At 72.1% G+C, this 23,936-nt stretch carries 20 protein-coding genes; 5 read left to right on the top strand and 15 right to left on the bottom strand.

What is annotated here, in order from left to right; genetic code table 11:
- Nucleotides 1-21 precede the first annotated feature (21 nt).
- Entirely contained in the window at nt 22-531 is a 510-nt protein-coding gene (locus CP970_RS34545) for a DUF402 domain-containing protein (RefSeq protein WP_055545959.1), read from the bottom strand.
- Nucleotides 512-1,441, bottom strand: a complete 930-nt coding sequence (locus CP970_RS34550) for a GNAT family N-acetyltransferase (protein WP_055545957.1) — start codon at nt 1,439-1,441, stop codon at nt 512-514. Before CP970_RS34550 ends, CP970_RS34545 begins: the two co-directional genes overlap by 20 nt.
- Nucleotides 1,442-1,511: 70 nt before the next feature.
- Between CP970_RS34550 and CP970_RS34555 the strand changes: the two genes are divergently transcribed.
- Nucleotides 1,512-1,892 (top strand): GntR family transcriptional regulator, encoded by a 381-nt coding sequence (locus CP970_RS34555; RefSeq protein WP_055545955.1) that lies wholly within the window; start codon nt 1,512-1,514, stop codon nt 1,890-1,892.
- Nucleotides 1,893-2,083: 191 nt separating this feature from the next.
- On the opposite strand, the gene CP970_RS34560 is transcribed toward CP970_RS34555, so the two are convergent.
- Entirely contained in the window at nt 2,084-3,178 is a 1,095-nt protein-coding gene (locus CP970_RS34560; protein WP_055545974.1) for a DUF5925 domain-containing protein, read from the bottom strand.
- 140 nt (nt 3,179-3,318) lie between these two features.
- On the opposite strand from CP970_RS34560, the gene CP970_RS34565 reads away from it, so the two are divergent.
- Nucleotides 3,319-4,743, top strand: a complete 1,425-nt coding sequence (locus tag CP970_RS34565; RefSeq protein WP_055545953.1) for a GH39 family glycosyl hydrolase — start codon at nt 3,319-3,321, stop codon at nt 4,741-4,743.
- A 30-nt stretch (nt 4,744-4,773) separates the two neighbouring features.
- Here CP970_RS34565 and CP970_RS34570 read toward each other — a convergent pair whose 3' ends face one another.
- The 6 genes from CP970_RS34570 to CP970_RS34595 all read right to left on the bottom strand — a co-directional run bounded on the left by CP970_RS34570 (nt 4,774) and on the right by CP970_RS34595 (nt 13,141).
- Nucleotides 4,774-8,631 (bottom strand): lipopolysaccharide biosynthesis protein, encoded by a 3,858-nt coding sequence (locus CP970_RS34570; RefSeq protein WP_055545951.1) that lies wholly within the window; start codon nt 8,629-8,631, stop codon nt 4,774-4,776.
- On the bottom strand, nt 8,624-9,427 hold the full coding sequence (locus tag CP970_RS34575) for a polysaccharide deacetylase family protein (RefSeq protein WP_055545949.1): 804 nt from the start codon (nt 9,425-9,427) through the stop codon (nt 8,624-8,626). Before CP970_RS34575 ends, CP970_RS34570 begins: the two co-directional genes overlap by 8 nt.
- Nucleotides 9,420-10,424, bottom strand: a complete 1,005-nt coding sequence (locus CP970_RS34580; RefSeq protein ID WP_055545938.1) for a glycosyltransferase family 2 protein — start codon at nt 10,422-10,424, stop codon at nt 9,420-9,422. Before CP970_RS34580 ends, CP970_RS34575 begins: the two co-directional genes overlap by 8 nt.
- A complete protein-coding gene (locus CP970_RS34585; protein ID WP_055545936.1) occupies nt 10,421-11,248 on the bottom strand; it encodes a glycosyltransferase family 2 protein in 828 nt (275 codons plus the stop codon). The genes CP970_RS34580 and CP970_RS34585 overlap by 4 nt, the downstream gene beginning before the upstream one ends.
- Nucleotides 11,249-11,610: 362 nt before the next feature.
- Entirely contained in the window at nt 11,611-12,711 is a 1,101-nt protein-coding gene (locus CP970_RS34590) for a GNAT family N-acetyltransferase (RefSeq protein WP_055545934.1), read from the bottom strand.
- A 1-nt stretch (nt 12,712) separates the two neighbouring features.
- A complete protein-coding gene (locus tag CP970_RS34595; RefSeq protein ID WP_055545932.1) occupies nt 12,713-13,141 on the bottom strand; it encodes a hypothetical protein in 429 nt (142 codons plus the stop codon).
- 234 nt (nt 13,142-13,375) lie between these two features.
- Here CP970_RS34595 and CP970_RS34600 point away from each other — a divergent pair, with 234 nt between their 5' ends.
- Nucleotides 13,376-14,197, top strand: coding sequence for an SGNH/GDSL hydrolase family protein (locus CP970_RS34600; protein ID WP_079043383.1), 822 nt, complete (start codon nt 13,376-13,378; stop codon nt 14,195-14,197).
- On the opposite strand, the gene CP970_RS34605 is transcribed toward CP970_RS34600, so the two are convergent.
- From CP970_RS34605 to CP970_RS34620, 4 genes are all read right to left on the bottom strand, one after another.
- A complete protein-coding gene (locus CP970_RS34605) occupies nt 14,181-15,899 on the bottom strand; it encodes a serine/threonine-protein kinase (RefSeq protein WP_150494375.1) in 1,719 nt (572 codons plus the stop codon). The two genes, CP970_RS34600 and CP970_RS34605, sit on opposite strands and share 17 nt — an antisense overlap.
- Nucleotides 15,900-15,930: 31 nt before the next feature.
- Nucleotides 15,931-17,403: a nickel transporter gene (locus tag CP970_RS34610; RefSeq protein WP_150494899.1), complete on the bottom strand. Its 1,473-nt coding sequence runs from the start codon at nt 17,401-17,403 to the stop codon at nt 15,931-15,933.
- A 92-nt stretch (nt 17,404-17,495) separates the two neighbouring features.
- On the bottom strand, nt 17,496-18,776 hold the full coding sequence (locus CP970_RS34615; protein ID WP_055556261.1) for a tetratricopeptide repeat protein: 1,281 nt from the start codon (nt 18,774-18,776) through the stop codon (nt 17,496-17,498).
- A 62-nt stretch (nt 18,777-18,838) separates the two neighbouring features.
- Nucleotides 18,839-20,392 carry a DUF4331 domain-containing protein gene (locus CP970_RS34620; RefSeq protein WP_055556259.1) on the bottom strand — a complete coding sequence of 518 codons (1,554 nt, stop codon included), beginning with the start codon at nt 20,390-20,392 and terminating at the stop codon, nt 18,839-18,841.
- Nucleotides 20,393-20,904: 512 nt separating this feature from the next.
- Between CP970_RS34620 and CP970_RS45195 the strand changes: the two genes are divergently transcribed.
- The gene (locus CP970_RS45195) at nt 20,905-21,177 is read left to right on the top strand and encodes a hypothetical protein (protein WP_079044039.1); all 273 of its coding nucleotides are present in this window, start codon (nt 20,905-20,907) and stop codon (nt 21,175-21,177) included.
- A gap of 175 nt (nt 21,178-21,352) precedes the next feature.
- On the opposite strand, the gene CP970_RS34630 is transcribed toward CP970_RS45195, so the two are convergent.
- A complete protein-coding gene (locus tag CP970_RS34630) occupies nt 21,353-22,135 on the bottom strand; it encodes an ABC transporter permease (RefSeq protein WP_055556647.1) in 783 nt (260 codons plus the stop codon).
- 68 nt (nt 22,136-22,203) lie between these two features.
- A complete protein-coding gene (locus tag CP970_RS34635; RefSeq protein ID WP_055556649.1) occupies nt 22,204-23,136 on the bottom strand; it encodes an ATP-binding cassette domain-containing protein in 933 nt (310 codons plus the stop codon).
- 63 nt (nt 23,137-23,199) lie between these two features.
- Between CP970_RS34635 and CP970_RS34640 the strand changes: the two genes are divergently transcribed.
- A complete protein-coding gene (locus tag CP970_RS34640; protein ID WP_055556652.1) occupies nt 23,200-23,931 on the top strand; it encodes a TetR/AcrR family transcriptional regulator in 732 nt (243 codons plus the stop codon).
- Nucleotides 23,932-23,936 lie beyond the last annotated feature (5 nt).

Below are 23,936 nucleotides of genomic sequence, written 5' to 3' on the forward strand. Positions count from 1 at the left end.
CAGGCCCGGGTCCGGGTCCGGTCAGAGCGTGCCGAAGCCCTCCGTGCGCGCCAGGGCCTCCAGGTCGTCCAGGGCCCGCACCGCCGCCTCGGCCGCCGCCGGGTCCCTGCTGGCGAGGCCGCTCTCCGCGAACTCGTCCTCGTCCAGGCGCAGGATCGCGGAGCCGTCCGCGGAGACCCACAGGTCCAGGTCCAGGTCCTCCACGGTGAGGGTGTCACCGGTGCGGACGGTGGGGCGGGTGATGTCGCAGTACCAGCCCTTGAGGGTGCCGTCCGCGGCGTACACCTCCTTGATCGCGTACCAGCGGTCGCGCCAGTAGTGCTCGGTGAAGACGTCGCCGGGCTCGAAGCGCACGAAGCCGAAGTCGCGGACGTGCGGGGCCGCCCAGGGGGCCCGGACGGTGAGCTTGGTGCCGTCGTCGTGGAGGAGCTCGGCGGGGTAGCGGATCTTGGTGCGGCCCGCCTTGACGAGGGCCACCTCCACGGTCGCCTCCGCGGTCTCCGGGGGTGCCTCAGCCGAGGTCCCTGACATGGCGCACCTCCGTTCCGCAGATCTCGTAACCGAACCACTTGTTGATCGCCAGCATCGGCTCGTTGCCCGCGTCGTTGCCGGTGAACGCCTCCGTGCAGCCTGCCTCCCTGGCGCGGTGCAGGGAGTCGTTCTTGGCGAGCTTGGCCAGGCCCTTGCCCCGGTGGGCGCGCGCCGTGCCGGTCATGCCGGACGCGTAGCGGCCCGCGCCGTCCGCGCGCGCCAGGCTGAACGCCGCGGGGCGGCCTTCGACCAGGGCCACCGTGGTGAGCTCCCGGCTGACCAGCGGGTGGTGCCAGGTCTCGGCGAGCCAGTGCTCGTAGTCCGTGAACTCCGCGGCGATGTCGCCCGGTTCGTCCGCGACGGTCTCCGCGTCGAGGTCGAACAGCGGTCGCGCGTCGTCGGCGAACACCGATCCGCTCACCAACTCCACCCCGGCAGGCGGCTCCTGGAGGTCAGGCAGCGTGCCGTGCGCCAGGTCCAGGCGGAGGAAGTGCGCGGAACGGCTCGCCCGGTAGCCGCGGCGGGCGGCGAAGGCGAGGTTCGTCGGCCCGTCCATCACCCAGGAGTAGACGGTGGTCGTGCCCTCGCCCGCCAGGTACTCCTCCGCCGTGCGCAGGAGCAGCGTCCCCGCGCCCGCGCCGACCCTGTCCGGGTGGACGTAGACGTTGGCGTAGCCCTGCCCGGGCTCCGGGCTGTCGTACGACAGGCCCACCTGCGCCGTGCCGATGATCTCGCCGTCGGCCTCGGCGATCAACTGCCGGTAGCCGGAGTCCGGATGGGCGTGCGCGCGGTCGAAGGCGACCGACTCGGGGGTGGCGAGCATGGCGGGCACACAGGCCCGGCGTACGGCGGCGAATCCCGCGGCGTCCCCGGGGAGCTCGGGGCTGAGGGCTCGGACGATCACTGTCATGGAGCCGCACGGTACGCGCGGTACGCGCCGAGGTGCCTCTCATTTTCCGCGCGTGCGGGACAATCGGTCCGTGACTTTGAAGATCGACATCGATGGGGGCGCGAGCGACGCGCCGTACGAGCAGGTGCGGGCCCAGATCGCCGGGCAGGCGAGGTCGGGGGCGCTGCCCGTCGGCTACAAGCTGCCGACGGTGCGGGGGCTCGCGGAGTCGCTGGGGCTCGCCGCGAACACGGTGGCGAAGGCGTATCGGGCGCTGGAGGCGGACGGGGTGATCGAGACGCGGGGGCGGAACGGGACGTTCGTCGCGGCGGCGGGTGACGCGGCGGCGAAGGGGGCGTCCGCCGCGGCGCAGTCGTACGCGGAGCGGGCCCGGCGACTCGGGCTCTCCGAGGAAGCCGCACTCGCCGCGGCGCGGGACGCACTGCGTGCGGCTTACGGGGCTTCTGGCTGAGCACCCCCCGTAGAGCCACGGGGACCTGGGCGCTCAGCCACGACGCGCCCCGTAAGGGGCGCGGGGAACTGCGCGACCAGCCACGATGCGCCTGCGGGTGCCCACCGGGGAGCCTGCCTCCGGGAGCGGTACTCGGCACCGGGGGTTGTGCCCACCCGTTCCGCCGTGCGGAACGCCTGCCCACAACGGGGCTACAGGTACAGACCCGCGTCCGTGCCCTCCCGTTGGTCCGGGACCGATGTCGGGGTCGTGCCGCGCCGCAAGGCGAAGAGTTCCGCGAGGGTCGCGCCCTCGCGGGGGACGCCGTCCTCCGTGCCGAGCCACTCCACCGACTCGGTGCGGGTGAGCGGGCCGACCTCGATGCGGGCGAGGCAGCGGCCAGGACGGACGACGGCGGGATGCAGCCGCTCCAGGTCCTCGTTGGTCGTGACGCCCACGAGGACGTTGCGGCCCTGGCCCAGGAGCCCGTCCGTGAGGTTGAGCAGCCGCGAGAGCGCCTGGCCCGCCGTGTGCTTGGCCTCGCCGCGGATCAGCTCGTCGCAGTCCTCCAGGAGCAGCAGCCGCCAGCGGCCCTTCGCCGTGCCGTCGTCCTCGCCGATCGCGATGTCCATCAGATAGCCGACGTCGCTGAACAGGCGCTCCGGGTCCAGGACGCAGTCCACCTGGCACCAGTCGCGCCAGGACCGCGCGAGCGTCCGCAGCGCTGAGGTCTTGCCCGTGCCCGGCGGGCCGTGCAGCAGCAGGAGGCGGCCCGAGATGTCCTCGGGCGTGGTCTTCATCAGCGTGTCCATGGCGTCGGCGACCGGCGCCGTGTAGTTGGGCCTGACCTCGTCCCACGTGCCCGCCGAGATCTGCCGCGTCGTCCGGTGCGGGCCGCGCCGGGGGGAGACGTACCAGAAGCCCATGGTCACGTTCTCCGGCTGCGGCTCCGGCTCGTCCTGCGCGCCGTCCGTGGCCTGCCCGAGGACCTTCTGGGCGAGATCGGCGGTGGTCGCCGTCACCGTGACGTCCGCGCCCCGGTTCCAGCGGGAGATCAGCAGCGTCCAGCCGTCCCCCTCGGCGAGCGTCGCGCTGCGGTCGTCGTCGCGGGCGGCCCGCAGCACGGTCGCCCCGGGCGGAAGCAGCGTGGAACCGGACTTGACGCGGTCGATGTTGGCGCTGTGCGAGAAGGGCTGCTCGCCCGTGGCGAAGCGGCCGAGGAACAGGGCGTCCACGACATCCGACGGGGAGTCGCTGTCGTCGACGTTGAGCCGGATCGGCAGAGTGTCCTGAGGGTTCGCAGACATGCCGCCATGATCCGGCACGCACGCGTGCTTGTGCATCCGGTTTCCGCAGTGCGTCCCTTCTGTCCCGGTCCGGGTGCTGTTACACAGGAGTGGTCCGGAACCTGCCCCACCGCCAACTCGCCCCGATACCCTTGACCTTGATGGGACGCCATGGGTGGAATTCGGACGCGATGCGGTGGCGGCTCACCGCACTGCTCGGTGTCGCCCTGGCCGCGTTGGCCCTGGTGGTCACATTGATCAACACGTTTCCCGGGGACCAGGGGGGCACCCGCGGCACCACCCGTGACGGGGACAAGGTGCACGGCACGCCCGCCGTCCCGCCGGGCGACGCGAGCGCCGAGGTGGGCTGGGGCTTCACGCACACCCAGTACAGCGCGGACGAGGGCAACGCACGCGCCACGGACCGCGTACGCGGCGAACTGAGGAGCCAGGGGCGGCCGATCCCGCAGATCCAGCACATCATGGGCTGGGGCGCGGGCAACCCCGAGCCGGTGAAGGGCCGCTACGACTTCTCCGAGATGGACCGCAGGGTGGACTTCGTCCGGGGGACCGACGGCACGCCCGTCGTCACCCTGTGCTGCGCGCCCGACTGGATGAAGGGCGGCAAGCCCGGCGCGGACAACACCGACTGGAGCCAGCAGTCCCTGGAGACGGCACCGGAGCGCGCGCACTACGAGGACTTCGCGCGGCTCGCCGCGACGGTCGCCAAGCGCTACCCCGACGTACGCCACTTCATCGTATGGAACGAGTTCAAGGGCTTCTGGAACAACGAGCGGGGCCGCTGGGACTACGAGGGGTACACGGAGCTCTACAACCTCGTCTACAAGGCGCTCAAGAAGGTCAACAAGGACATCATGGTCGGTGGCCCCTACGTGGTGATGGACAGCCTCGACCCGCGCCAGAGCGAGGGCACGTCGAAGACGGTCAAGGGCCCCTGGGGCCGCATGGACCAGCGGGCCCTCGACGCCTTCGACTACTGGAACGAGCACAAGGCGGGCGCGGACTTCGTCGTCGTCGACGGCTCCAGCTACACCGAGGACGACGAGATGCTCCCCGACGAGTTCCAGGCCACCGACAAGCTCACGGCCGTCAGCGAGTGGGTGCGCGCGCGGACCGGGAAGCTGCCGCTGTGGTGGGCCGAGTACTACGTGGAGCCCGGCGACAGCCAGGACAACCGGGACGACTGGTCCGAGGAGCACCGCGTCGCCGTGCAGGCGTCGGGCCTGATGGCGATGGCCCGCGGCGGCGCCACCAGTGGCTTCTACTGGAACCCGCAGAAGCGGGGCGAGAAGTGCGCGGGCTGCCTGTGGAGCGCCACGCAACTGGACGACGGCGGGGCCGAGTTGCCCATGCTGGGGCTCATCGAGCGGTTCGGCAAGGAGTTCGGGCCCGGCACGACGTACGAGAAGGTCTCCGTCGCCGCCGACGACCGGCCGAACGTACGCGTCATCGCCGACGACGACGCCGTCCTGGTGGTGAACACCCTGGACCGCCCGATCAGCGCGGAGGTCGACGGGCGGCGGTTCGGGATGAAGGGGTACGAGGTGAAGTGGCTGAAGCGGTAGGCCACACCCACACCGTACGGACCCGCCGTCTCACGCCATCGTCACGAACCGTTGGATCAGCGCGGCGACGAGCACCGCGAGCAGCGGCAGCGAGAACCAGAAGCTGCTCTGCAGCCGCCGTTGCTGCCGTACGCTCGGCGCGGCGGCCACCCGCACCACCTCGCGGGCCGCGAGGAGCAGCACCAGCGCGAGCGCGGCGAGCGCCCCGACCACCGACCAGGGCGTCCAGGTCACCTGCGGACCGATCGGCCCCGGCGCGGCCGCCGGAACCTTCCCGTCCGGCCGCTCGCGCAGCGTGTAGAGGGTCGCGTCGTCGTTGGTGAAGACCTTCTTGAGCTCCGGGCGGTCGTCGAGGTTGCGCAGGAGCCGCGGCTCCCACGCCCTCGGGTAGCCCGCGTCCAGCTGGAGGTAGACCGACTGGCTGCGGTTGATCATCAGATACGACTGGGGGCCCGCGTCCTTGAGCGCCTTCACCAAGCCGGAGACCAGGACCGGATCGGTGGGCGCGAGCGTCGGGACGTACTCGACCTTCTCCATGTCACGGGCGCCCCACGGCATCGCGGGCGTCACGTTGTTGACCGTGTCGTCGCTCATCCAGAGCAGCCGCACCGTCGGGTCGTCGTGCGCGTACACGTACTCCATGGCGGTGACCTCGCCGGTCCTGATCCGCTCGAAGGACTCGTTGCCCCAGCGGGCCACCAGGAAGCCGCCCATCAGGACGAGCCCCGCCATCAGCGCGGCGAGCGGCGCCAGGCTCACCCGGTCGCGGTCCCGCTCCGCCGCGGTCAGGCCCGCGCGCGGGAACAGCGCGAGGCCCGCGAGCAGACACGCGCCGGGCAGCGCGAACATGAAGACGCGCAGGGCCATCTCGCCGCCGTACGACTGCATGCCGAAGCCCAGGAACGGCACGAAGGTGAGGATGAGCAGGGAGCGCTCGGTGTACTTGTAGAAGCGCCGCCGCCACCAGCCCCAGCAGGCGAGGGCAAGGACGGTGCCCGCCATCGCCACGCGCGCGTACAGCACGAGTTGATGCGTCGAACTGCCGCCCTCGATGCGCCCGGAGACGGACGAGGACACGTTGCCGCCGACGCCGCCGACCCCGCCGAACAGCTCGTCGAAGTGCCCCGACCAGTACGGCTCGGCGAAGAAGCCCAGCCACACGGCGACGAGGACCCCGAACAGGAGGGGCAGACCGCGCAGTTCGGAGCGGCCGAACACGACCAGGGCGGTGAGCACGCCGAGCATCACGAACGGCGTGAGCTGGTGCGCGGGGACCGTCGCGGCGAAGAGGCCGACGAGGACCAGGAGCAGGACCGCGCGCTCCTTGCGGCTCGTCGGCTCGACCTCGTTCTCGCCGGGACGCCGCTTGGCCCACAGTGCGCGCGGGGCCCGGAACCACACCAGGAGGATCGCGACGAAGGCGATGTAGAGCAGATAGGTGAAGCCCTGCGGCGAGAAGTAGTCCTGGCCGACCCAGCCGCTCAGGGCGAAGATCCACAGCCCCGCCCACTTGGCGCGCCAGGCGGCCCGCAGGGAGCGTACGAGCAGGAACATCGGCGCCAGATAGAGCAGTTGCATGGCCAGCGGCCACCAGCGGATCACCTCGGTCATGTCCGAGACGCCGCACGCCTTGGCGACGAAGGTGGCCGCGGCGAAGAAGCCGGGCCAGCTCCAGCGCGCGTCCAGGTCGGGCACCGCGGACCCGGTCCTGTCGATGTACTCCATGAAGCCGAGGTGCTGCCAGGCCGTGGCGAACCGCGGCTCGGTCTCGATGACCGCGGGCAGCGCGTGCAGCGACACGACCGTGGCGAGCAGGGTGACCAGGAGCAGGCCCTTGATCGGCTTGTCCATCCAGAGCAGCGCGCCGAACACGATGATCAGGAGGGCGGCACCGGCCAGGGTCGGCGTCGGCAGGATGGAGATCAGGCCGAGGCCGCCCATGTCGTCCAGGTCCGCCTCGCCGAGGCCGAACACCGGCAGCCAGTACAGGGCGAGCGCGGCGGCCAGGAGCAGCGCCATGACGAGGACGCGACGGCGCGGGGCGCGTGCGGGGGCGTCGGGTTCCTCGGGCAAGGGCCCCTCGGGCGGCGGCACTTCATGGACGGGATCGTCGAGACCGGGCGGTGCTTCAGAGACCTCAGGTGCCTCAGGAGGCTCAGGAGTCACAGGGAACTCCGGCGTCTCCACCGGAGGCGCCGACTTCACCGAGGAGGACGGACCGGGCACGGGAGTTCTCAGCGCCCACGTGGGCCGGTGGTCCTTGTCACCCCCCTCGCCCGGCGTCGCGGGCGCGCCGGGTGGTCCCGGCCGCACGTCCGGCCTGCGCTCCTGGTGTTCGAAGTCGACCTGTACGGCGAGGTGGAGCGTGTCCGAGTCCAGTGACTCCCGCAGTGCCCACGCGGGCCCGTGCCGCTCCTTGCCCCGCGCCGGGGCCCCCGCGGTCTTCGCCCGCACCCGCTCGACGGGCGCGTCCGCCGTGCCCAGGTCGGCGAGGTCACCGTCGGGGGCCATGCCGTCGGGGGTCGCCGCCACCGGGACCGTACGCGTCACGCGGTACAGCTTCGGCGCCGCGATCGCCACGATCACCGCGAGGCTGGAGATCTCCGCGACGCCCGCGCCCGTCAGGCCCATGCGCGGCAGCAGGAGCAGCGTGAGGCCGAGCACCATGACGCACAACAGGCCCTGCAGCCAGGCGATCCCCGAGGTCTTGCTCTGGGCGCGCTGCACCGCGAAGTACGTCTCCATGACGACCCTGAGGAGCGCGCCCACCGCGAACCAGCGCAGCAGCGGAGTGGCGGCATCCGCGTACCCCTGGCCGAACATGCTGAGCACGAGGGGCGCCGCGAGGAAGAGGGTCCCGCACACCGGCAGCATGATCATCGCCATCCGGCGCAGCGCGGAGCGGGTGTTGGCGGCGAGCAGCGCGGGGTCGTGCGCGCCCTCGACGGTGAGGGAGGCGCCCATGTTGATGGCGAGCAGGTTGATGGTGCCGCCGATGGTGGTGGTGATGTAGAAGTACGCGTTGTCGACCGAGCTGACCTGCGAGGCGACGATCACCGGGACCAGGTAGACCACGGCGAGCGAGAAGAGCGAGCCGGTGTAGTCACCGGCCAGGAAGCGGCCGATCTCGCGCAGCGTCGGCGGTCGCGTCTTGCCCTCGGTGGCCCGCACGTGGCGTGGCACCAGGCGCCGGAAGACCAGCCAGCCGAGCGGGATCACGGAGACGAGGATCGAGGCGACCCAGGAGACGAAGACGCCCGCGGTGGGGATCGCGGCGGCGATCGCGATGAGCAGGCCGAGCTTGGCGACGGAGAAGACGGTGTTGCCGACGGGCACCCACAGCGCGTTGCGCAGACCGGTGAGGACGCCGTCCTGGAGGGTGAGCAGCGACCAGGCGACGACGGCGAGGACGAAGCCGATGCCGTGCACGGGCCCGTGCAGGAAGCGGTACGAGGGGCCCCAGAGGTCGAGCGTGAGCAGGAAGACCGCGGCGGCGAGCGCCACGGCCGCCGAACTCCCCGCGTACGTACGGAAGATGAGCTTGCCCGTGGCGCGGCCCGCGATCGGTATGAAGCGCACCAGGGCGCCCGTCAGGGTCAGGGCGGTGAGGCCCGCGAGGAGCTTCATCGCCGCGATCGCCGCCGAGCCCTGGCCGACCGCCGACTCCGAGTAGTACCGGGCGGCGGCCAGCCAGAAGCCGACGCCGAGCACGCCGGAGATGCCGGTGTTGAGCATCAGCGCGTAGGCGTTGCGGAACAGCGGGCTGCCGCCGTCGCCCCGCCCCGGCAGGCGCAGTCTGCGGGGCCTGCCGGACCTGCCGGTCGTCCGCCGCGCCGAGGCGCCGGCGGAACCGGTGGCGTCGGCCTGGGCGGTGGTCGTGTCAGACACGGGAACGCATTGCCTTCCGGCGGACCTGTCGGGTGCGGCGGACCACGGCGTACCCCTTGGTCAGGGCGTGGTCCCTGGCGAAGTTCCGATGGATCGCGCGGCCCTCGACGAGCCGCTCGAACTCCTCGGTCTCGGTGGTGCGGCGCACCGTGACCCGCCGCAGGGCGTAGGGCCCCTGGGCGCGCCGCGCCAGCGAGTTGCCGACGGCGAGGGACTGGGCGTACCCCGTCTCGCGCACGCGTTCGCGCACCCGGCGGCTGGAGTAGCCGTACGGGAACGCGAGGGAGCGGGGCCGGGTGCCCAGCTCGTCGGTGATGATGTCCCGGCAGGAGCGCAGCTCGAACCGGAGTCCGTCGTCGGAGAGCTGGTCGAGTTCGGGGTGGGTGTGGCTGTGCCCCCCTATCTCGGCGCCCGTCGCGGCGATTTCGCGCACCTGGTCCCAGTCGAGCATGCGGTCGAGGCCGCCCCCGGTGTCGTACTTCCCGCGCAGCCAGCCCGTGGCGACGAAGAGGGTGCAGGCGAAGCCGTGCTTGGCGAGCACGGGCAGCGCGTACCGGTGCACGCCCTCGTAGCCGTCGTCGAAGGTGATCAGGACCGGGCGTTCGGGCAGCACGCCGCCCGCGGAGCGCCAGGCGGCGGCCAGCTGGTCGGTGGTGAGCGGCGTGAACCCCCGCTCGCCGAGCACCTCCATCTGGCGTGCGAACGCCGCGGGCGACACCGACAGGTCGTGCGTCGCCTCGTTCGGCACGGGTGCCACCGAGTGGTACATCAGTATCGGCACGGGTCTGTCACTCATGCCGGGCCCCCTCGCCGCCCGTGTCGTCGCCGATCTCCGCCACGGAGAACGTGGCGCCCGCCCTGCGCGCGCGGACGCTCCCGATGACGTACCCGCCCGCCGCGGCGAACACGCCCGTCACGATGGCGCCCGCCCGGCCCGCGCCGCCCGGCCGCCCGAGCGCGGCGTCCCGCAGGCCGCGGACGACCCCGGCGGGCAGCACGCGGGTGGTGTAGCGCCGCTCCGACTCCAGGCCCTTGCCGGAGCCGACGCTGCGGGACACCAGGGCCTTGGAGAGGCCCTCGGCGTACGACCGGCTGCGGAAGTAGTGGAACCGCTCCCGCGCGGCGGGCACCCGGTGGTGGATCACCGCGCGATCGTCCATGAGGAGCACCGCGTCCGGTCTCGCGCGGGTGAGCCGGATGCAGAACTCCGTCTCCTCGCAGCCCAGCGGGCGGCTGTCGCCGTCCCGCCCGATGCCGGTCGCGAAGCCGCCCGCCACGTCGAAGGCGGTACGCCGGAACGCGGCGTTGCCGCCGAGGACGTTGCGCACCCGCACCCGGCCCCCGGGGTGCCCCTTGTACATGCAGCCGACCACCCAGTCGAACTCCTCGGGGAACCAGGCGGGCCGCCGCCCGGAGTCCCAGGCGGGCAGGGTGCGGCCGCCGACGGCGAGGACCCGCGGATCCCCGAACCCCTCGGCGAGGTGCCGCAGCCAGTCCCGCTCGGCGACGGCGTCGTCGTCGAGGAAGGCGATGACGGCGCCGCGGGCCGCGGCGATGCCGGTGTTGCGGCCCGCCGACAGGCCGCGGGGGCCCGCGTTGGCGAGCACCCGCACCTCATCGGTCTCCTTGTACTCCTTGGTGAGCCGGTCCAGGAGCACGGTGTTGTGGTCGACCACGAGAAGGGTCTCCAGGGCCGTCAGTGACTGCGCGCGCACGGAGGAGACCGCCGCGAGGATGTCCTCCCAGCGATCCTCGGTGTACACGCAGATGACGACGGACGGCGCCACGCTCAAGACACCCCTCCCTGCCCCTCGCGGAAGGGGGCAACGCGTGAACGCGCCCGCTGCGTACGGCGGTTGGAGCGTTCGGCGAGGATCACCTTCAGTACCCGGATGCCGTCTCTGACGGCTCTGAGGTTGCTGGCGCCGTGGATCCGCAGGTACTCGTGGCTGGGGATCTCCTGGACCTTGAGTCCGGCCTTGACGACCCGGATGTTCATCAGGGTCTCGACCTCGAAGCCGGTGCAGTCGAGCTCGATCTGGTCGAGGCAGTGCCGCCAGAAGGCGTTGTAGCCGTAGCACAGGTCGGTGTAGCGGGCGCCGAACTTGGCGTTCACGACCGAGCACAGGACGTGGTTGCCGAGCTTGCGGATGGGCGTCATGTCGTCCGTGCCCCCGCCGTTGGCGAACCGCGAGCCCTTGGCGAAGTCCGCGCCCGAGACGAGGGCGGAGACGTAGGAGACGATCTCGCCGCCGTCGGCCGAGCCGTCGGCGTCGACCATCACGATGATGTCGCCCGTGCACGCGGCGAAGCCGGTGATCAGGGCGTCGCCCTTGCCCTTGCCGAGCTGGCGGACGACCTTCACGTCCGGCCACAGCTCACGGGCGACGGCCACCGTGTCGTCGGTGGAGTTGCCGTCCACGAGGACGACCTCGTGGATCCACTCGGGCAGGGTCTTGAAGACGTACGGAAGGTTCTCCGCCTCGTTCATGGCGGGTATGACCACACTGACGGGCGGCGTGATCGCCAAGTGCGTGGAGATCGGGCGGTAGTTACCGGGGATCTTGTTTAACGGATCTTCTTGTCCGGCGTCGGCCGGGCGCACGAAAGAAGTCATGAGTCTGTTGGTCCCTCTCGTCCGGTGGACCGCCCGCCCCCGGGCGGTCCGGTAATTGATCCGGTTCGAAAGGGGGGTTCTCACTTGAGCATGCCGAATGGGATCTCCGTACATGCCGAGCGAGCTGGCATTGCGCGGGACGTGACCCGGTTGAAGAGCGATTACCGGGCACGGCACCCCCCTACCGCGCCCCGCATGGGCACCATCGCGACCTTGAGCCCTCCCCTAGATCGCATGTGTGATGGACCGTATGCGGGTGGATGTACGACGGTATTGACGATTGAGACTGTATGGCAAGACCTGGAACGTGGCCTCACGTTTTTGATGATTTGAGTATTCTATGCGGTCACATTCGGACGGCCCTATTCACGTCCCAGTGATCGGATTTTGCCCAATCTCTTGAGCAATTTGTCGGCGGGCTCGAAGAGTTCCGGCCTCGACACCACGGTGTTGCGCAGGGCCCGGAGCGGAGCGCGGTGCGCCCGGTGTCCGAATGCCACGGGGTGGCGCAGAGCCACCCACCCCTCGGAGACGGCGAGTTCACGCGTCTTCAGGGAGTCCTTGTACGCCTTCTGGCCGCGTCCGAGATCGAGATACGCGATGCCGTCGGCCGCCGCCGACTCGGCCATGTGCAGGTGCATCGTCAGGCCCGGCGAATATCGCCCGTAGGCGGGATCGTAGGCGGGGAACCAGTTGACGAGCACCCGTTCGGTGCGTAGCCCGAAGTGGGCGGCGACCGGCACGTCGGCCGCGTACAGCACGGAGAGGATCCCGGCGAACGAGTCGGACCTGGTGTGGAAGAGGCGGCGCACCAGCTGGCTGATCCAGGGGTGCGCGAAGCGGTCGCTGCGGCCCGTCCTGCGGTACTGGGCGGACTTCCAGCCCATCAGGGTGGCCAGGACCTCGGGGTCGCGCTCGTCGTGCACGTAGCGGACCGCGCCGTGGTCGCGGATGAGTCTTCGCTCCTTCGCCAGCGTGCGCCGGGCGAACTTCGAGGCCCGTTCGTGCAGTTGGTCGAGGTAGGCGTCGAAACCCTGGTCGAGGTCCATGACGGGGGAGGGGAAGGTGCCCGAGGCGCCCGCCTCGAACGGCTCCTGGCCCCCCGCCAGATGGTCGAACTCCCACACCGCGAGCCCGCAGGCGCGCAGCAGCTCCCGGGCGTCCCACTGGTATCCGGGCCTGTGCACCAGGCCCTGGCAGTCGGAGAGGCCCAGGCCGACGGCCCGGCCGACGCCGGTGATGGATCTCTGGAAGGGGAAGAACGCGGCGGGCTCGCCGTCCTCGCGCGCGACGCCGATGTACACCCCGCGTCTCGCCTGCCCCATCGCGAGCGTGAACTCGGGCGACAGGAACGGATTGGCGAGCTCGGGCGAGCCGTTGAGGTGGGCCTTGGACTGCAGCGCGGTCCACGCCGCCCGATCGGCCGCGGTCAGTTCCCCGGGGCGGTGCACGGTGATGTCCACGTCAGGAGGTCCGCCTTCTCGCCGTCGTACGGCGGCGCGCACGCCGTAGCAGTACCAGCAGGAGGGTGAGCGAGCTGAACAGGGTCACGGCGACGACTCCGCCGCGCACCGACCACACATGCAGCGCCAGCATGGCCTGTGCCACAAGGAGGTTGACCGCGACCGCCCCCGATGCGGAAGCCACGATCCGGCCCCATGGCGAGAGCCCGCGCAGCGCCGCCCAGCCGGCCGCGGCGGGCGCGGCGAGCAGGAAGAAGAGGACGAAGGGGCCGCGCAGGGGCGAGGAGAGGTCGATGAGCGCGAGCGTCGCCCCGACGCCTCCCACGGCGACGGCGGCCCCCGCGAGCAGGGGCGGCAGGTCCTGTCGTCGGTCCTGCCCGGTCTGCCGTTCGGTGTCTGATGACAGTGCCTTGATGCCGATGGTCTGCATGGGCGACTTTGCCCCCCGACGCGCCGGATGCCGGGCTTCAATGTCGCGCAGTCCCCGGCGGCCCGTCAAGATGCGGAGGGAGTGTGGAGATGTTCCTCCCGAGGGCCTTATTCGGCGGATGAACTGCGGCTACGGGAAGGGAACTTGTTGACGAATTCATTGACATGCCCACTACCTGTTACGGGTGGTGCGTGCTATCACTGACGAGGCAGAAATCCTGCTAAGGGAGGTTCCATGAGATTGTCCCGAATCACGGCATACATGTCCTCGCTCCTCCTCGCTTTCGCCTTTGCCCTCACCGGGGCGGCGGCGGCACAAGCGGACCAGGCGACCGACCAACAGGCCGCCGCCACCGGCTATGTGGCGCTCGGCGATTCCTACGCTTCGGGCGTCGGCGCCGGCAGCTACGACAGCGCGAGCGGCAACTGCAAGCGCAGCAAGGTCGCGTACCCCGTGCTGTGGGCGGCCGCCCATTCACCCTCCAGCTTCGACTTCACCGCTTGCTCGGGCGCTCGTACGAGTGACGTCCTGGCCAACCAGCTCGGCCCACTCGGCTCGGGCACGGGCCTCGTCTCGCTCTCCGTCGGCGGCAACGACGCGGGCTTCGCCGACGTCATGACGACCTGTGTGCTCCAGTCCGACGCCAACTGCCTGGCCCGCGTCGACCAGGCGCGCGCCTTCGTCGACTCGACGCTGCCCGGCAACCTCGACAAGGTCTACTCGGCGGTCGACGCCAAGGCGCCCTCCGCACACGTCGTGGTGCTCGGCTACCCCCGCTTCTACAAGCTGAACGGCCAGTGCGCCGCAGGCCTCTCGGAGAAGGAGCGGGCCGCCATCAACGGCGCGGCCGACTACCTGAACGCGGCCACCGCCAAGCGCGCCGCCGACCACGGCTTCACGTTCGCCGATGTCACGTCCGCCTTCTCCGGACACGAGATCTGCTCGGGCAGCCCGTGGCTGCACAGCGTGGAGTGGCTCAACCCCAGCGAGTCCTACCACCCCACGGCCCCGGGGCACTCCGGCGCCTACCTGCCGGTCTTCACCGCCGCTGCCTGATCCCCACCGGCCGGTCGTACGCGCTCGGCGAGTACGAGTAGGGAGAAGAGGAGGAGGCCCCGCCCGTCGGGGTCTCCTTCGCGCAGGTGACCGTGTAAGGCACGGAGTTGGACGTCGTACGCACCGGGCTGCGCACCTCGACGGCGACCGTGTTCGCGTACGTCCCGGCCACCTGGTCGTACGCCGTCTCGACGTGATTGACCTGCCGCGTCTTGCCGGTCCCCGTGGAGAACGCCAGCGTCTTCCAGCCGGGGTCGCTCGACTCGCCCGAGCCCGTGACCCAGCGGTACTCGACGCTGACGGGGATCCGCCCGACCGTGAACGTCGCGCTGAACGCGGGCGCCTGACCGGACGTCGGCGGGCAGGGGCCCTTGTACTGGGTGTTGGCCCCGGAGACGTGCACCTTCACGGACTGCGCGGGCGTGCTGCCGCCGCCGTTGCCCCCGTTGCCGTTCCCCCCGTTGCCGTTGTTCCCGCCGTTGGTCCCGCCCCCGCCGTTGGCCGAGCCCGAGTTCGAGGCGCCGCCGGAGCCGCCCGTGGAACCGTTCGAACCGCCCCCGCCAGAACCGCCGTTCGAGCCTCCCGACGTGTTGTTGCCCCCGGACGTGCCGCCGCCGCCCGAGCCGCTCGCGTGACCGCCGTCGTCGTCGCGGTTGATCAGGGCGTACGCCAGGCCGCCCAGGGCGAGCGCCAGCGCGACCACGCCCGCGATGAGCACGAGAACCGTCCGGCGGGAGCGGGCCGCCCCCGGTCCCGTCGCTGTCGTGTCGTACGTGGCGACCGGTAGCGGTGCGGGCGGCGTCGGCGCGGCAGGCTCCTGCCCGGAGACGACCGTCGGCGCGTACGGGAACGCTGTCTCGGTGCGCGGCGGCGCGCCCGACGCCACCAGGCGCAGATCGCGCTCGGCCGCGTCGGCCGACATCCGCTCGGCCGGGTCCTTGCGGAGCAGCCCCTGGATGACGGGCGCCAGCGGACCCGCGTTCCGCGGCGGCGGCAGCTCCTCGTCCACCACCGCGCGCAGCGTGCTCAGCGGGGTGTCCTGCCGGAACGGCGAACTGCCCTCCACGGCGGCGTAGAGCAGCACGCCGAGCGACCACAGATCGGACGCGGGACCCGGCCGCTGTCCCAACGCCCGCTCGGGAGCGAGGAATTCGGGCGATCCGACGACCTCGCCCGTCATCGTCAGGGCCGAGCTGCCCTCCACCATCGCGATGCCGAAGTCGGTCAGGACGACCCGGCCGTCATTGGCGATCAGTACGTTGCCCGGTTTGACGTCGCGGTGCAGCACGCCCGCGCCGTGGGCGGCGCGCAGGGCCGCGAGGACCTCGGCGCCGATGTGCGCGGCACGCTCCGGGGGCATGGGGCCCTCGGCGTCGAGGACGTCCGAGAGGGAGAGCCCGCGCACGAGCTCCATCACGATCCACGGGCGGCCGCCCTCGCTCGCCACGTCGTAGACCGTGACCACATTGCGGTGCGGGATGCGCGCCGCGGCCCAGGCCTCGCGCTCCAGGCGGGCGTACAGCCGCTCGACCTCACTGGCCGGGAGCCCGGCGGGCGCGCGGACCTCCTTGACGGCCACCTCGCGCCCGAGCACCTCGTCCCTGGCTCTCCAGACCGTGCCCATGCCGCCCTCGCCCAGCGGGGTCAGGAGGCGGTAACGCCCCGCGATCACGCGCTCTGCCTCGCTCACGGGCGCCCCCATTCGCAGCGGTGCGTTTCTGAACAAAAGTAGCTCAACCGAGCGCGGTTGCCGCCCCCTTGAACACCAATCCGCACCCGAGAGCGAGCACCACGCAGGCCGAACCGAGGGGCAGGAACCGTGCGGCGATCCTGCGGGGCTCCGCGAGCACCGCGCCGCCGATCCGTCCGCTCGCGAAGGCGCCCGCGCGGACCACGAGGAATCCGGCCGCCGTCAGCGTCAGGGCCAGCCCGGCGCCGTACGCCACCACGAGCAGCAGACCGAACCAGGCCGCGCCGAGCGCCGCGGCGCCGACCAGCACGACGACGGCGGAGGGACTGGGCACGAGCCCGCCCGCGAACCCGAGGAAGAGGGCGCCGCGCACGCTGGTGCCGGGGGGTTTGTCGTGCTGGTGGGGGTGGGGGCGCGAGGGAGTGTGGTCGTGCGGGTGCGGGTGCGGGTGCGGGTGCGGGTGCGGGTGGGAGTGGGAGTGGGGGTGTTCGTGGTGGTGATGCGAGTGGTCCGACCGGCTCGCGCGTCGGCGCCATGCCCTGCGGACCAGGAGGACGCCCGCCCCCGTCACGAGCACGCCGCTCGTCACGCCGAGCCAGGCGACGACCGAGGGGCCCGCGGTCGAACCCCCGCTCACCAGCAGGCCGAGCGCGAGCACGCCCAAGGTGTGCGTGACCGTCACCGAGGCGGCCAGCGGCAGCACGTCCCGCACGGACGCGCGGCCGCGGGCGGCCGCCGCGGCGGCCATGAGCGTCTTGCCATGGCCCGGCGCGAGCGCGTGCAGGGCGCCGAGGAGCACGGCCGTGCCGAGCGCGAGCGCGGCGAAGCCCGGGGTCAGTTGGTGCCGTCCGACGAGTCCGGTGAGCGCCCGCGTCCACCGGTCGGCGCCGCGCGGCAGCACGGATGCGCCCTGCTCGTCCTGGCCGTCCTGCCCGTCCCGGGCGGTCCGCTCGTCGCCGAGTGCGGGGCCGCCGGGGACGATCCGCAGCGCGGCGGTCGACGTCGTGGGCGGGTCGGACTGGAGTTCCTTGGGGTAGCGGGTGAGCCGCCGCGAGGAGGAGTCCTCGGGTACGTCGGAGCGGGCGAGCGTCATCCGGTCGCCGCGGGCGGTGACCTCACGCCAGCCGTCGGTCCCGGATTCGCCGCCGCTGAAACGGAGTTCGACGGTGGCGCCGCGGGGCAGGGGAGCGGTCAGGACGCACTCCACGCGCAGGGTGTGCAGGCCCGCCTGGCCGGGACGGACCTGGGCGCGGGCGTCCCGCACCCGGAGCGCCGCGCGCCGCCCGTCCACGTCGACCCGCGCGTCCCCGGCTGCGCCCCCGCACCGCTCCTTCGCCCAGCGCTCCCGGCCCACTTCGCGGATGCGCGGCCCGGCCTGGGTGGCGGGGATCTCGGCGAGGTCCTCCACGTGCTCGACCCGCAACCGCCCCGGCTCGGCGACGAGCCCGTCGTACCGGCTGACGGTGAAGTTCCCCAACGGATGCGCGAGAGCCGTGCCACCGCCGAGCCCCCACATCAGGAGGGCGACGCCCACGGCGCACCCCCACCGAACGACCCGCCGTCGCCGGGCCCGTCCTGACCCCCGCACACGGCGACCTGTCCCGAGCCTCACGGCTCACCCCCCATGTCGCGCAGCGCGTCCCGCGCCGCTTTCGCCCCCAGTGGTGAGAACCCCGGGTTCTTGCGCAGCGCGGCCCGCAGCGAGCGTCGCGCCGCGGTGGTGTCGCCGGTGGCGCGTTCGACGATTCCCCGGTGGTAGAGGAAGGCCGCCTCGTCGAAGCCGGTGGCCGTGGCGCGGCGGACGTAGCGCAGGGCTTCCTCGTCCCGGCCGTTGACGTGCAGCGCCCAGCCGAGCGCGTCGGCCGTGTGGACCGTCTCGCGGCGTGCCCATTCCGCCCGGGCCGCCCGCAGCGCCGCCGCCCTGTCCCCGTGGTCGGCCGCGGCCAGCGCGGTGTCCAGGTCCGCGTCGACGCCGTGCGCGCGTGCGAGCGCGACCCAGGCGTCCACGAGGCGGTACTGCTCACGGGCCCGCTGCCGCTCGCCCCGCGCCTCGTACAGCTCGCCGAGCGCGAGTACGGGTCCTGGCAGCGGCTGGCGGGCCACCACCTCGCGCAGATCGGTGATCGCCGCCGCCGTGTCGCCGCGTGCCGCCCGCGCCCTGGCCCGGCACTCCAGGGCGGGCAGATACGCGGCGTCCGCCCGCAGCGCGGCCCCGCAGCGCCGCAGGGCGGTCCTGTAGTCGCCCTGGCGCCAGGCGAGTTGGCCGAGCGCGGTCGACACGTACGCCACGTCCCCCGGCGCGGTGGCGCCCGCCAGGGCCTGCTCCAGGACGCGCCGGGCGGTCGTGACGTCCCCGCGCAGCTCTCGTACGTAGGCGTAGCGCGTGAACACCGGTACCCCGGGCCGCCGGGCGTCCGCCGTGTCGGCCGCGCGGGCCGCCGCGTCGTAGCGACCGAGTTCGACCAGGGCGTCGATGCGGGAGGCCAACGCCCGTTCGTTGTACGGGTTTTCGTCGAGCGCGGCCGTGGCGTTCCGCAGCGCCCCGCGGAAGTCGTGCCGGGCGGCGGCCACCGCGGCGCGCCCCGCGAGCGCCGCGTCGTTGCCCGGGCGCAGCTTCAGGGACCGGTCGATGGCGCGGTCGGCCGCGTCGTACAGGGCCGGGTCGCCGCGCGTGCGGGCCTGTTCGACGTGGGCGGTGCCCAGCGTCGCCCAGGAGACGAAGTCCCGTGGCTGGGCGCGCAGATGGGTCCGTAGGGCGGCGACGCCCCGGTCCAGGTCGCCGTCCCTGGGCAGGACGGTCGGCGCGGCGGGACCGGCGACGGCGGGGGGCCGGCCGGCCCCCTCGCCGCCGCCGAGCACGACGGCGCCTCCCGTGAGGGCGAGCGCCAGGGCCACGACGGCCGCGGCGGTGGCCGCCGTGTCGCGTGCCGTGCGTGGCGTGCGTGCCCTGCTCAAGTGGCCCGCCCCCGCCTGCGCCACCACAGGAGGCCGAGCCCCACGAGGAGCACACCGGCGGTGCCCGCCGCCGCGGAGCCGATCAGGAGCGCGTTGTCGCTGCCGCCCGACGGGGTGGCCCGCTCGACGCCCCCGCCGACGAGCGCGTCGCGCGCGGAGCTGCCGGACGCGCTGTTCTTGTCGTCCTGGCCGCCCTTGCCCGCCAGCGGTCCGCGGGATCCTGACGTGGGCAGCGCCAGATACGGGAAGGTCCCGCCGAACGCCTGGTCGTTGGCGTTCACCGCGTCGCCCAAGTCGTTCTTGTTGCCGACCAGTTCACCCGCGACGGCCTGCAACTCGATGTCGACGACGTCGTCCGCGAGCCGCCGACCGTTCGGGAATCCCGCGTTGTCGCCGTCCAGGACGCCGAGCCGCTTGGGGTCGGCGGCCGGCTTGACGGAGGTGTTGAGGCGCAGTTGCTCCGAGGGCCGTACGCCGGGCGGCTGGTTGAGCCCCTTCACCCCGGTCAGGAAGACGGAGACCAGGTCCTTGCGCGGCTCGTCGGCGGCCTTGATCCCGTAGATCTTCTCCAGGAGCTTGGCCAGCTCGGGACGCTGCACGTACTTCAGGAAGTCGGCGTCGTTCCACGGCGCGGACGCGTTGAACTTGTCCTTGTCGCGCAGCGGCACGACCACCTCGTTGACCAGCGGGCTGCCGAGGCGCGACACCTGCGTCCAGTCACCCTTGGCGTTCTTGCGCTGCGTCGTCGACCAGACGCCGACGGTCGGCTGCTTCTCGGACTGGCGTATGTCGGCGCTCGGCACCTGCAGGGCGACGGTGTTCACGTTGTAGCCCTTGAGCGTGTCCCTGCCGACCTCGGAGAGGTCCCCGCCGTACAGCAGGTCGAAGACCCGCAGGTCCAGGAAGAAGGGATCGTCGGCCTGCCCCACGTAGGAGGTGCCGCCGCCCGAGACCTGCCGCACGGCCTGGTCGCGGAGCTTCTTGTAGTCGGGCATCGACGCCTTGCCGACGTTCGACGGCGCGATCGGCAGGTTGTTGGCGATCTTCTTGGTGGAGACGACCTTCTGGTCGTCGAGCTTCAGCAGATCGATGTCGTACGTCTGCGTGATGTTGAGGTCGGGGTCGTCGAGGCTGGTCACCTGGTCCGTGTTGGAGAGGAAGGTGTCCTTGTTCTTGGTCTTGGTGTCGAACGTCCACCGGTAGATCAGGTCGCCCTGCGCGTCGCCGTCGCTGTCGATGTGGATGTCGTACTGGGCGTCCTCGGGGAACAGGTAGAAGTTGGGCCCGCCCGCGGGTTCCTCGAAGGGGATCCAGTTCGCCACGAGCGTCGTGGTGTCCGGCTTGTCGGGGCTGACGAACGCGTACACGTCCGTGTTGTCGTACTGGGGCTGCCCCGAGATCAGCGGGGCCTCGCGGTGGCTGGAGGCCTCGGCGGCCCCCGGACCCAGTGCGCTCACCCCGGCGGCCGTGAGCCCCCCGGCGGCCAGCGCGCCGCAGACGAGGGCGGCGATCCCGCGCCGCTTCGTCCCGGTCCTGGCGATTGCTGTCATCGCATTCGTCCTCGTGTCCCTGTGCGGTGGTGCTGCGCGCGACCGCCCACGCGTGGCGGGGGCCGCCTGACACAGGCCATTCGGGACGGCGGACCGGGCGGATTGGGGGCGCGCGGTGGAGACCGGCCTCCTGTCGTCCGCCTCCGTGCGACAGGTGGCGGGGCCGGGTACGACGGACGCGGCAGGCCCCGGTCACCGAACCGGCGCACGTGAGATGGCCCACGTCGAGGCCGACGGCGGCCCGGAACTCCGGGACCTGGGCGGATCGGGCCCGAAGGCCGCGCCCGCCCAGAGCGGGGCGGGCGCGGGGCGCGATCAGGCGTGCGGCCCGGCACCGGACCCGCCGTCAGGCAGGATGTCCAACTCGCCCTGGAATCAGTTGTATTCGGAGAGTAGTCGTCAACCTCCTTGCGGGGGAGGTGAATCCTGCGACCGGGATACACGAGTGTCACGATGGGGCGATAGGGTTAACCTGCCCTGGGCCGGGTGCCCTCGTACGGGTGGGGAGTGACATGGAACAGATAACGGTGCGCAGCAGGGCGCGTGTCCCTGCGATCACCTGTGGGAGCAGCGCGACCAGCTCGCGTCTCGATCGCCATCTCTCGGTGCTGGGCGGTCCCGCCGTCCCGCAGCGCGAGTCGCACGAGGCGACTTTGCTGATGCGTGAGCTCACCTCGCGTGACGCCGCGCACGCCCGCAGCAGTCGGGGTGCCCGAGTGAGGCGTGTCTCACTCTTCGCGCCGCTGCGTCGGTTGCGTCGGTCGCTTTTCGGGGGTCGTCGCTAGGCCGCGGGTGGTCTGGGAGATTCGCACCGCCGCTCCGCGGCGGACGTACTCCCACCCACCCACCCGTTTTCCCACTACACGTGTGTCATCTCACCCGTCCCCGTAACACCCTTGCCCTGCCCGCCTGTTGGCCGTGCCGCGGACTTCCCCACCGCGCTCACCGGCTCCGCAGCGCTCACCGCTCACCCCGTGCGTAACGCCGCACCGCGAGCGGCACGCAGATCGCGAGCAGCACCAGCGACCAGGCGATCGAGCCCGCCACGGGATGCGCCACCGGCCATGCGGCATCGGCGGGTACGGGCGCGTTGCCGAACAGATCCCGTACCGCCGTGGCGACCGCGCTGATCGGATTCCACTCGGCGACGGTGCGCAGCCAGCCGGGCAGCCCGTCGGTGGGCAGGTAGGCGTTCGACAGCAGCGGCAGCATGAAGGTCGCGCCGCCCAGCTGCCCCGCCGCCTCCTCGCTGCGCGAGACGAGCCCGAGCAGGATGCCGATCCAGGTGCTGGCGAACCGGAAGAGCAGCAGCAGACCGAACGCGCCGATCGCTTCGAGCGCCCCGCCCTCGATCCGCCAGCCCATCGCGAGCCCCACCAGCATCAGCGGCACCAGGCCCACGGCGGTCGTCGCCAGATCGGCGAGGGCCTGCCCGAGCGGTACGGCGGACCGGCTCATCGGCAGCGTCCGCAGCCGGTCCATCACCCCGCGGTGGGAGTCCTGGGCGGCCGTGAACATCCCGGTCATGATGCCGTTGGCGGCGGTCGCCACGAGCATCCCCGGCACGAGGAACGCGCGGTAGTCGGAGCCGGGCATCGCGAGCGCGCTGCCGAAGACGTAGCCGAAGAAGAGCAGGAAGACGATGGACATCGTCTGGGTCATTACCGGAATCGCGGGCGCGTGCTTGATGCGCTGCAGGTGGCGGCCGAGCATGGCCCCGCTGTCGTGGATCACATCACTCATTGGTCAGTCTTTCGGGTGGGAGTGTCGGGTGGGCGGGCAGGAATGATTCGCCGCGAGCTGCGCGCTGATCAGGAGACGAGCCGCAGGAAGACCTCGTCGAGGGTGGGTGCCCGCAGGCTCGCGTCGACGAGGGGCACACCGGCCGAGTCCAGCTCGCGGACGATCCGCGGCAGCGTGAGCCCGGGGTCGAGGGAGACGACGCCCACGGTCCGCGCGCCCGCGTCGAGGGTGGGCTCCGCGCCGGTCAGCTGATCGAGCACCGCCGCCGCAGCGGACAGCTCCGCGTCCTCTGCGACGACCACCTCCGCGTAGCTCCCGATCTGCGCCTTGAGCTCCGTGGGCGTCCCCCGGTGCGCTGCCCGCCCTTCGTCGATCAGCACGATGTCGTCGGCGAGTTGATCGGCCTCCTCCAGGTACTGGGTGGTGAGCAGCACCGTCGTGCCCTCGGCCGCCAGCTTCCGCACGGCGTCCCAGATGCCGTTCCTGCTGTGCGGATCGAGGCCCGTGGTCGGCTCGTCGAGGAAGAGCACCTTGGGCCGGACCAGGAGGCTCGCCGCGAGGTCGAGGCGGCGCCGCATGCCGCCGGAGTAGGTCCGCGCGGGCCGCCCCGCCGCGTCGCCGAGGCCGAACTCCTCCAGGAGCTCGTCGGCGCGCGTGCGCGGCGCCCGCAGCAGCTTGGCGAAGAGCCGGAGGTTCTCCCGGCCCGTGAGGTCGCCGTCGACCGACGCGTACTGCCCGGTGACGCCGATGTGCCGTCGTACGGCCTCCGGTTCGCGCAGCACGTCGTACCCCGCGACCTTCGCCGTGCCCGCGTCCGGCGTCTGGAGGGTGGCGAGTACACGGACGGCGGTCGTCTTGCCCGCGCCGTTGGGGCCGAGGAGTCCGCAGACGGTGCCCTCGGCGATGGCGAGGTCCAGGCCGCGCAGGGCCCGCACGGCGGAATCGCCGGAGCCGTAGCGCTTCTCCAGACCCTCACTAAGTACAGCGTACGTAGTAGTCATGGTGGAACCGTACCCCACTACGTACGCTGTACGTAACTAACATGGTGGGCGAGGTGATGATCCATGGCGGGCCGAGCGGCCACTCCCGAAGTGATCTGGGCGCGCCCCGAGCGTGCGGGCCGCGGCCCCAAGCCCGCGTACAGCAGGGCGGACATCGCGGCGGCCGCCGTCCGCATCGCCGACGCGGACGGCATCGACGCGGTCTCCATGCGGCGCGTGGCGGGTGAGCTGGGCTGCGGCACCATGTCGCTCTACAACTACGTGCCGCGCAAGGAAGACCTGTACGAGCTGATGGTCGACGCGGTCAGCGCCGACTACGAACTGCCGGCCGGACCCGGCGCCGCCGACTGGCGCGCGGAGATCCTCGCGCTCGCCCGCCAGACGCGCGACATGATGCGCCGCCACCCCTGGCTGGCGCGCGTCATGTCACCGCTCTACGGATGCAGCCCGAACGCCCTGCGGTTCCTGGAGCACTGTCTGGGCGCCCTCGAAGGACTCGACGCCCCCTCCGGCACCAAGATGGAACTGATCGGCATGGTCAACGGCTCGGTCATGACGTACGTGGCCAACGAGTTCGCCACGGCGGAACGCACCAGGTCCCTGCCGTGGTCGGCGGAGCAGGAGCAGGCCGCCCGGTTCGCCTACCTCGCGGGCCAGGTCGGCGGCGGAGCGTATCCGCGGCTGGCCGCCGCGTTCGCGCAGGGGCCGGGGCCGGGGAGCGCGGACGACATCTTCGACCGGATGCTCAACCGGCTCCTCGACTCCTTCGCAGGGGCGGCCGGGTCCGCCGACTGAACGCG

Origin of the sequence: Streptomyces kanamyceticus (genome assembly GCF_008704495.1) — a bacterium.
In the GTDB taxonomy this organism is placed as follows: domain Bacteria; phylum Actinomycetota; class Actinomycetes; order Streptomycetales; family Streptomycetaceae; genus Streptomyces; species Streptomyces kanamyceticus.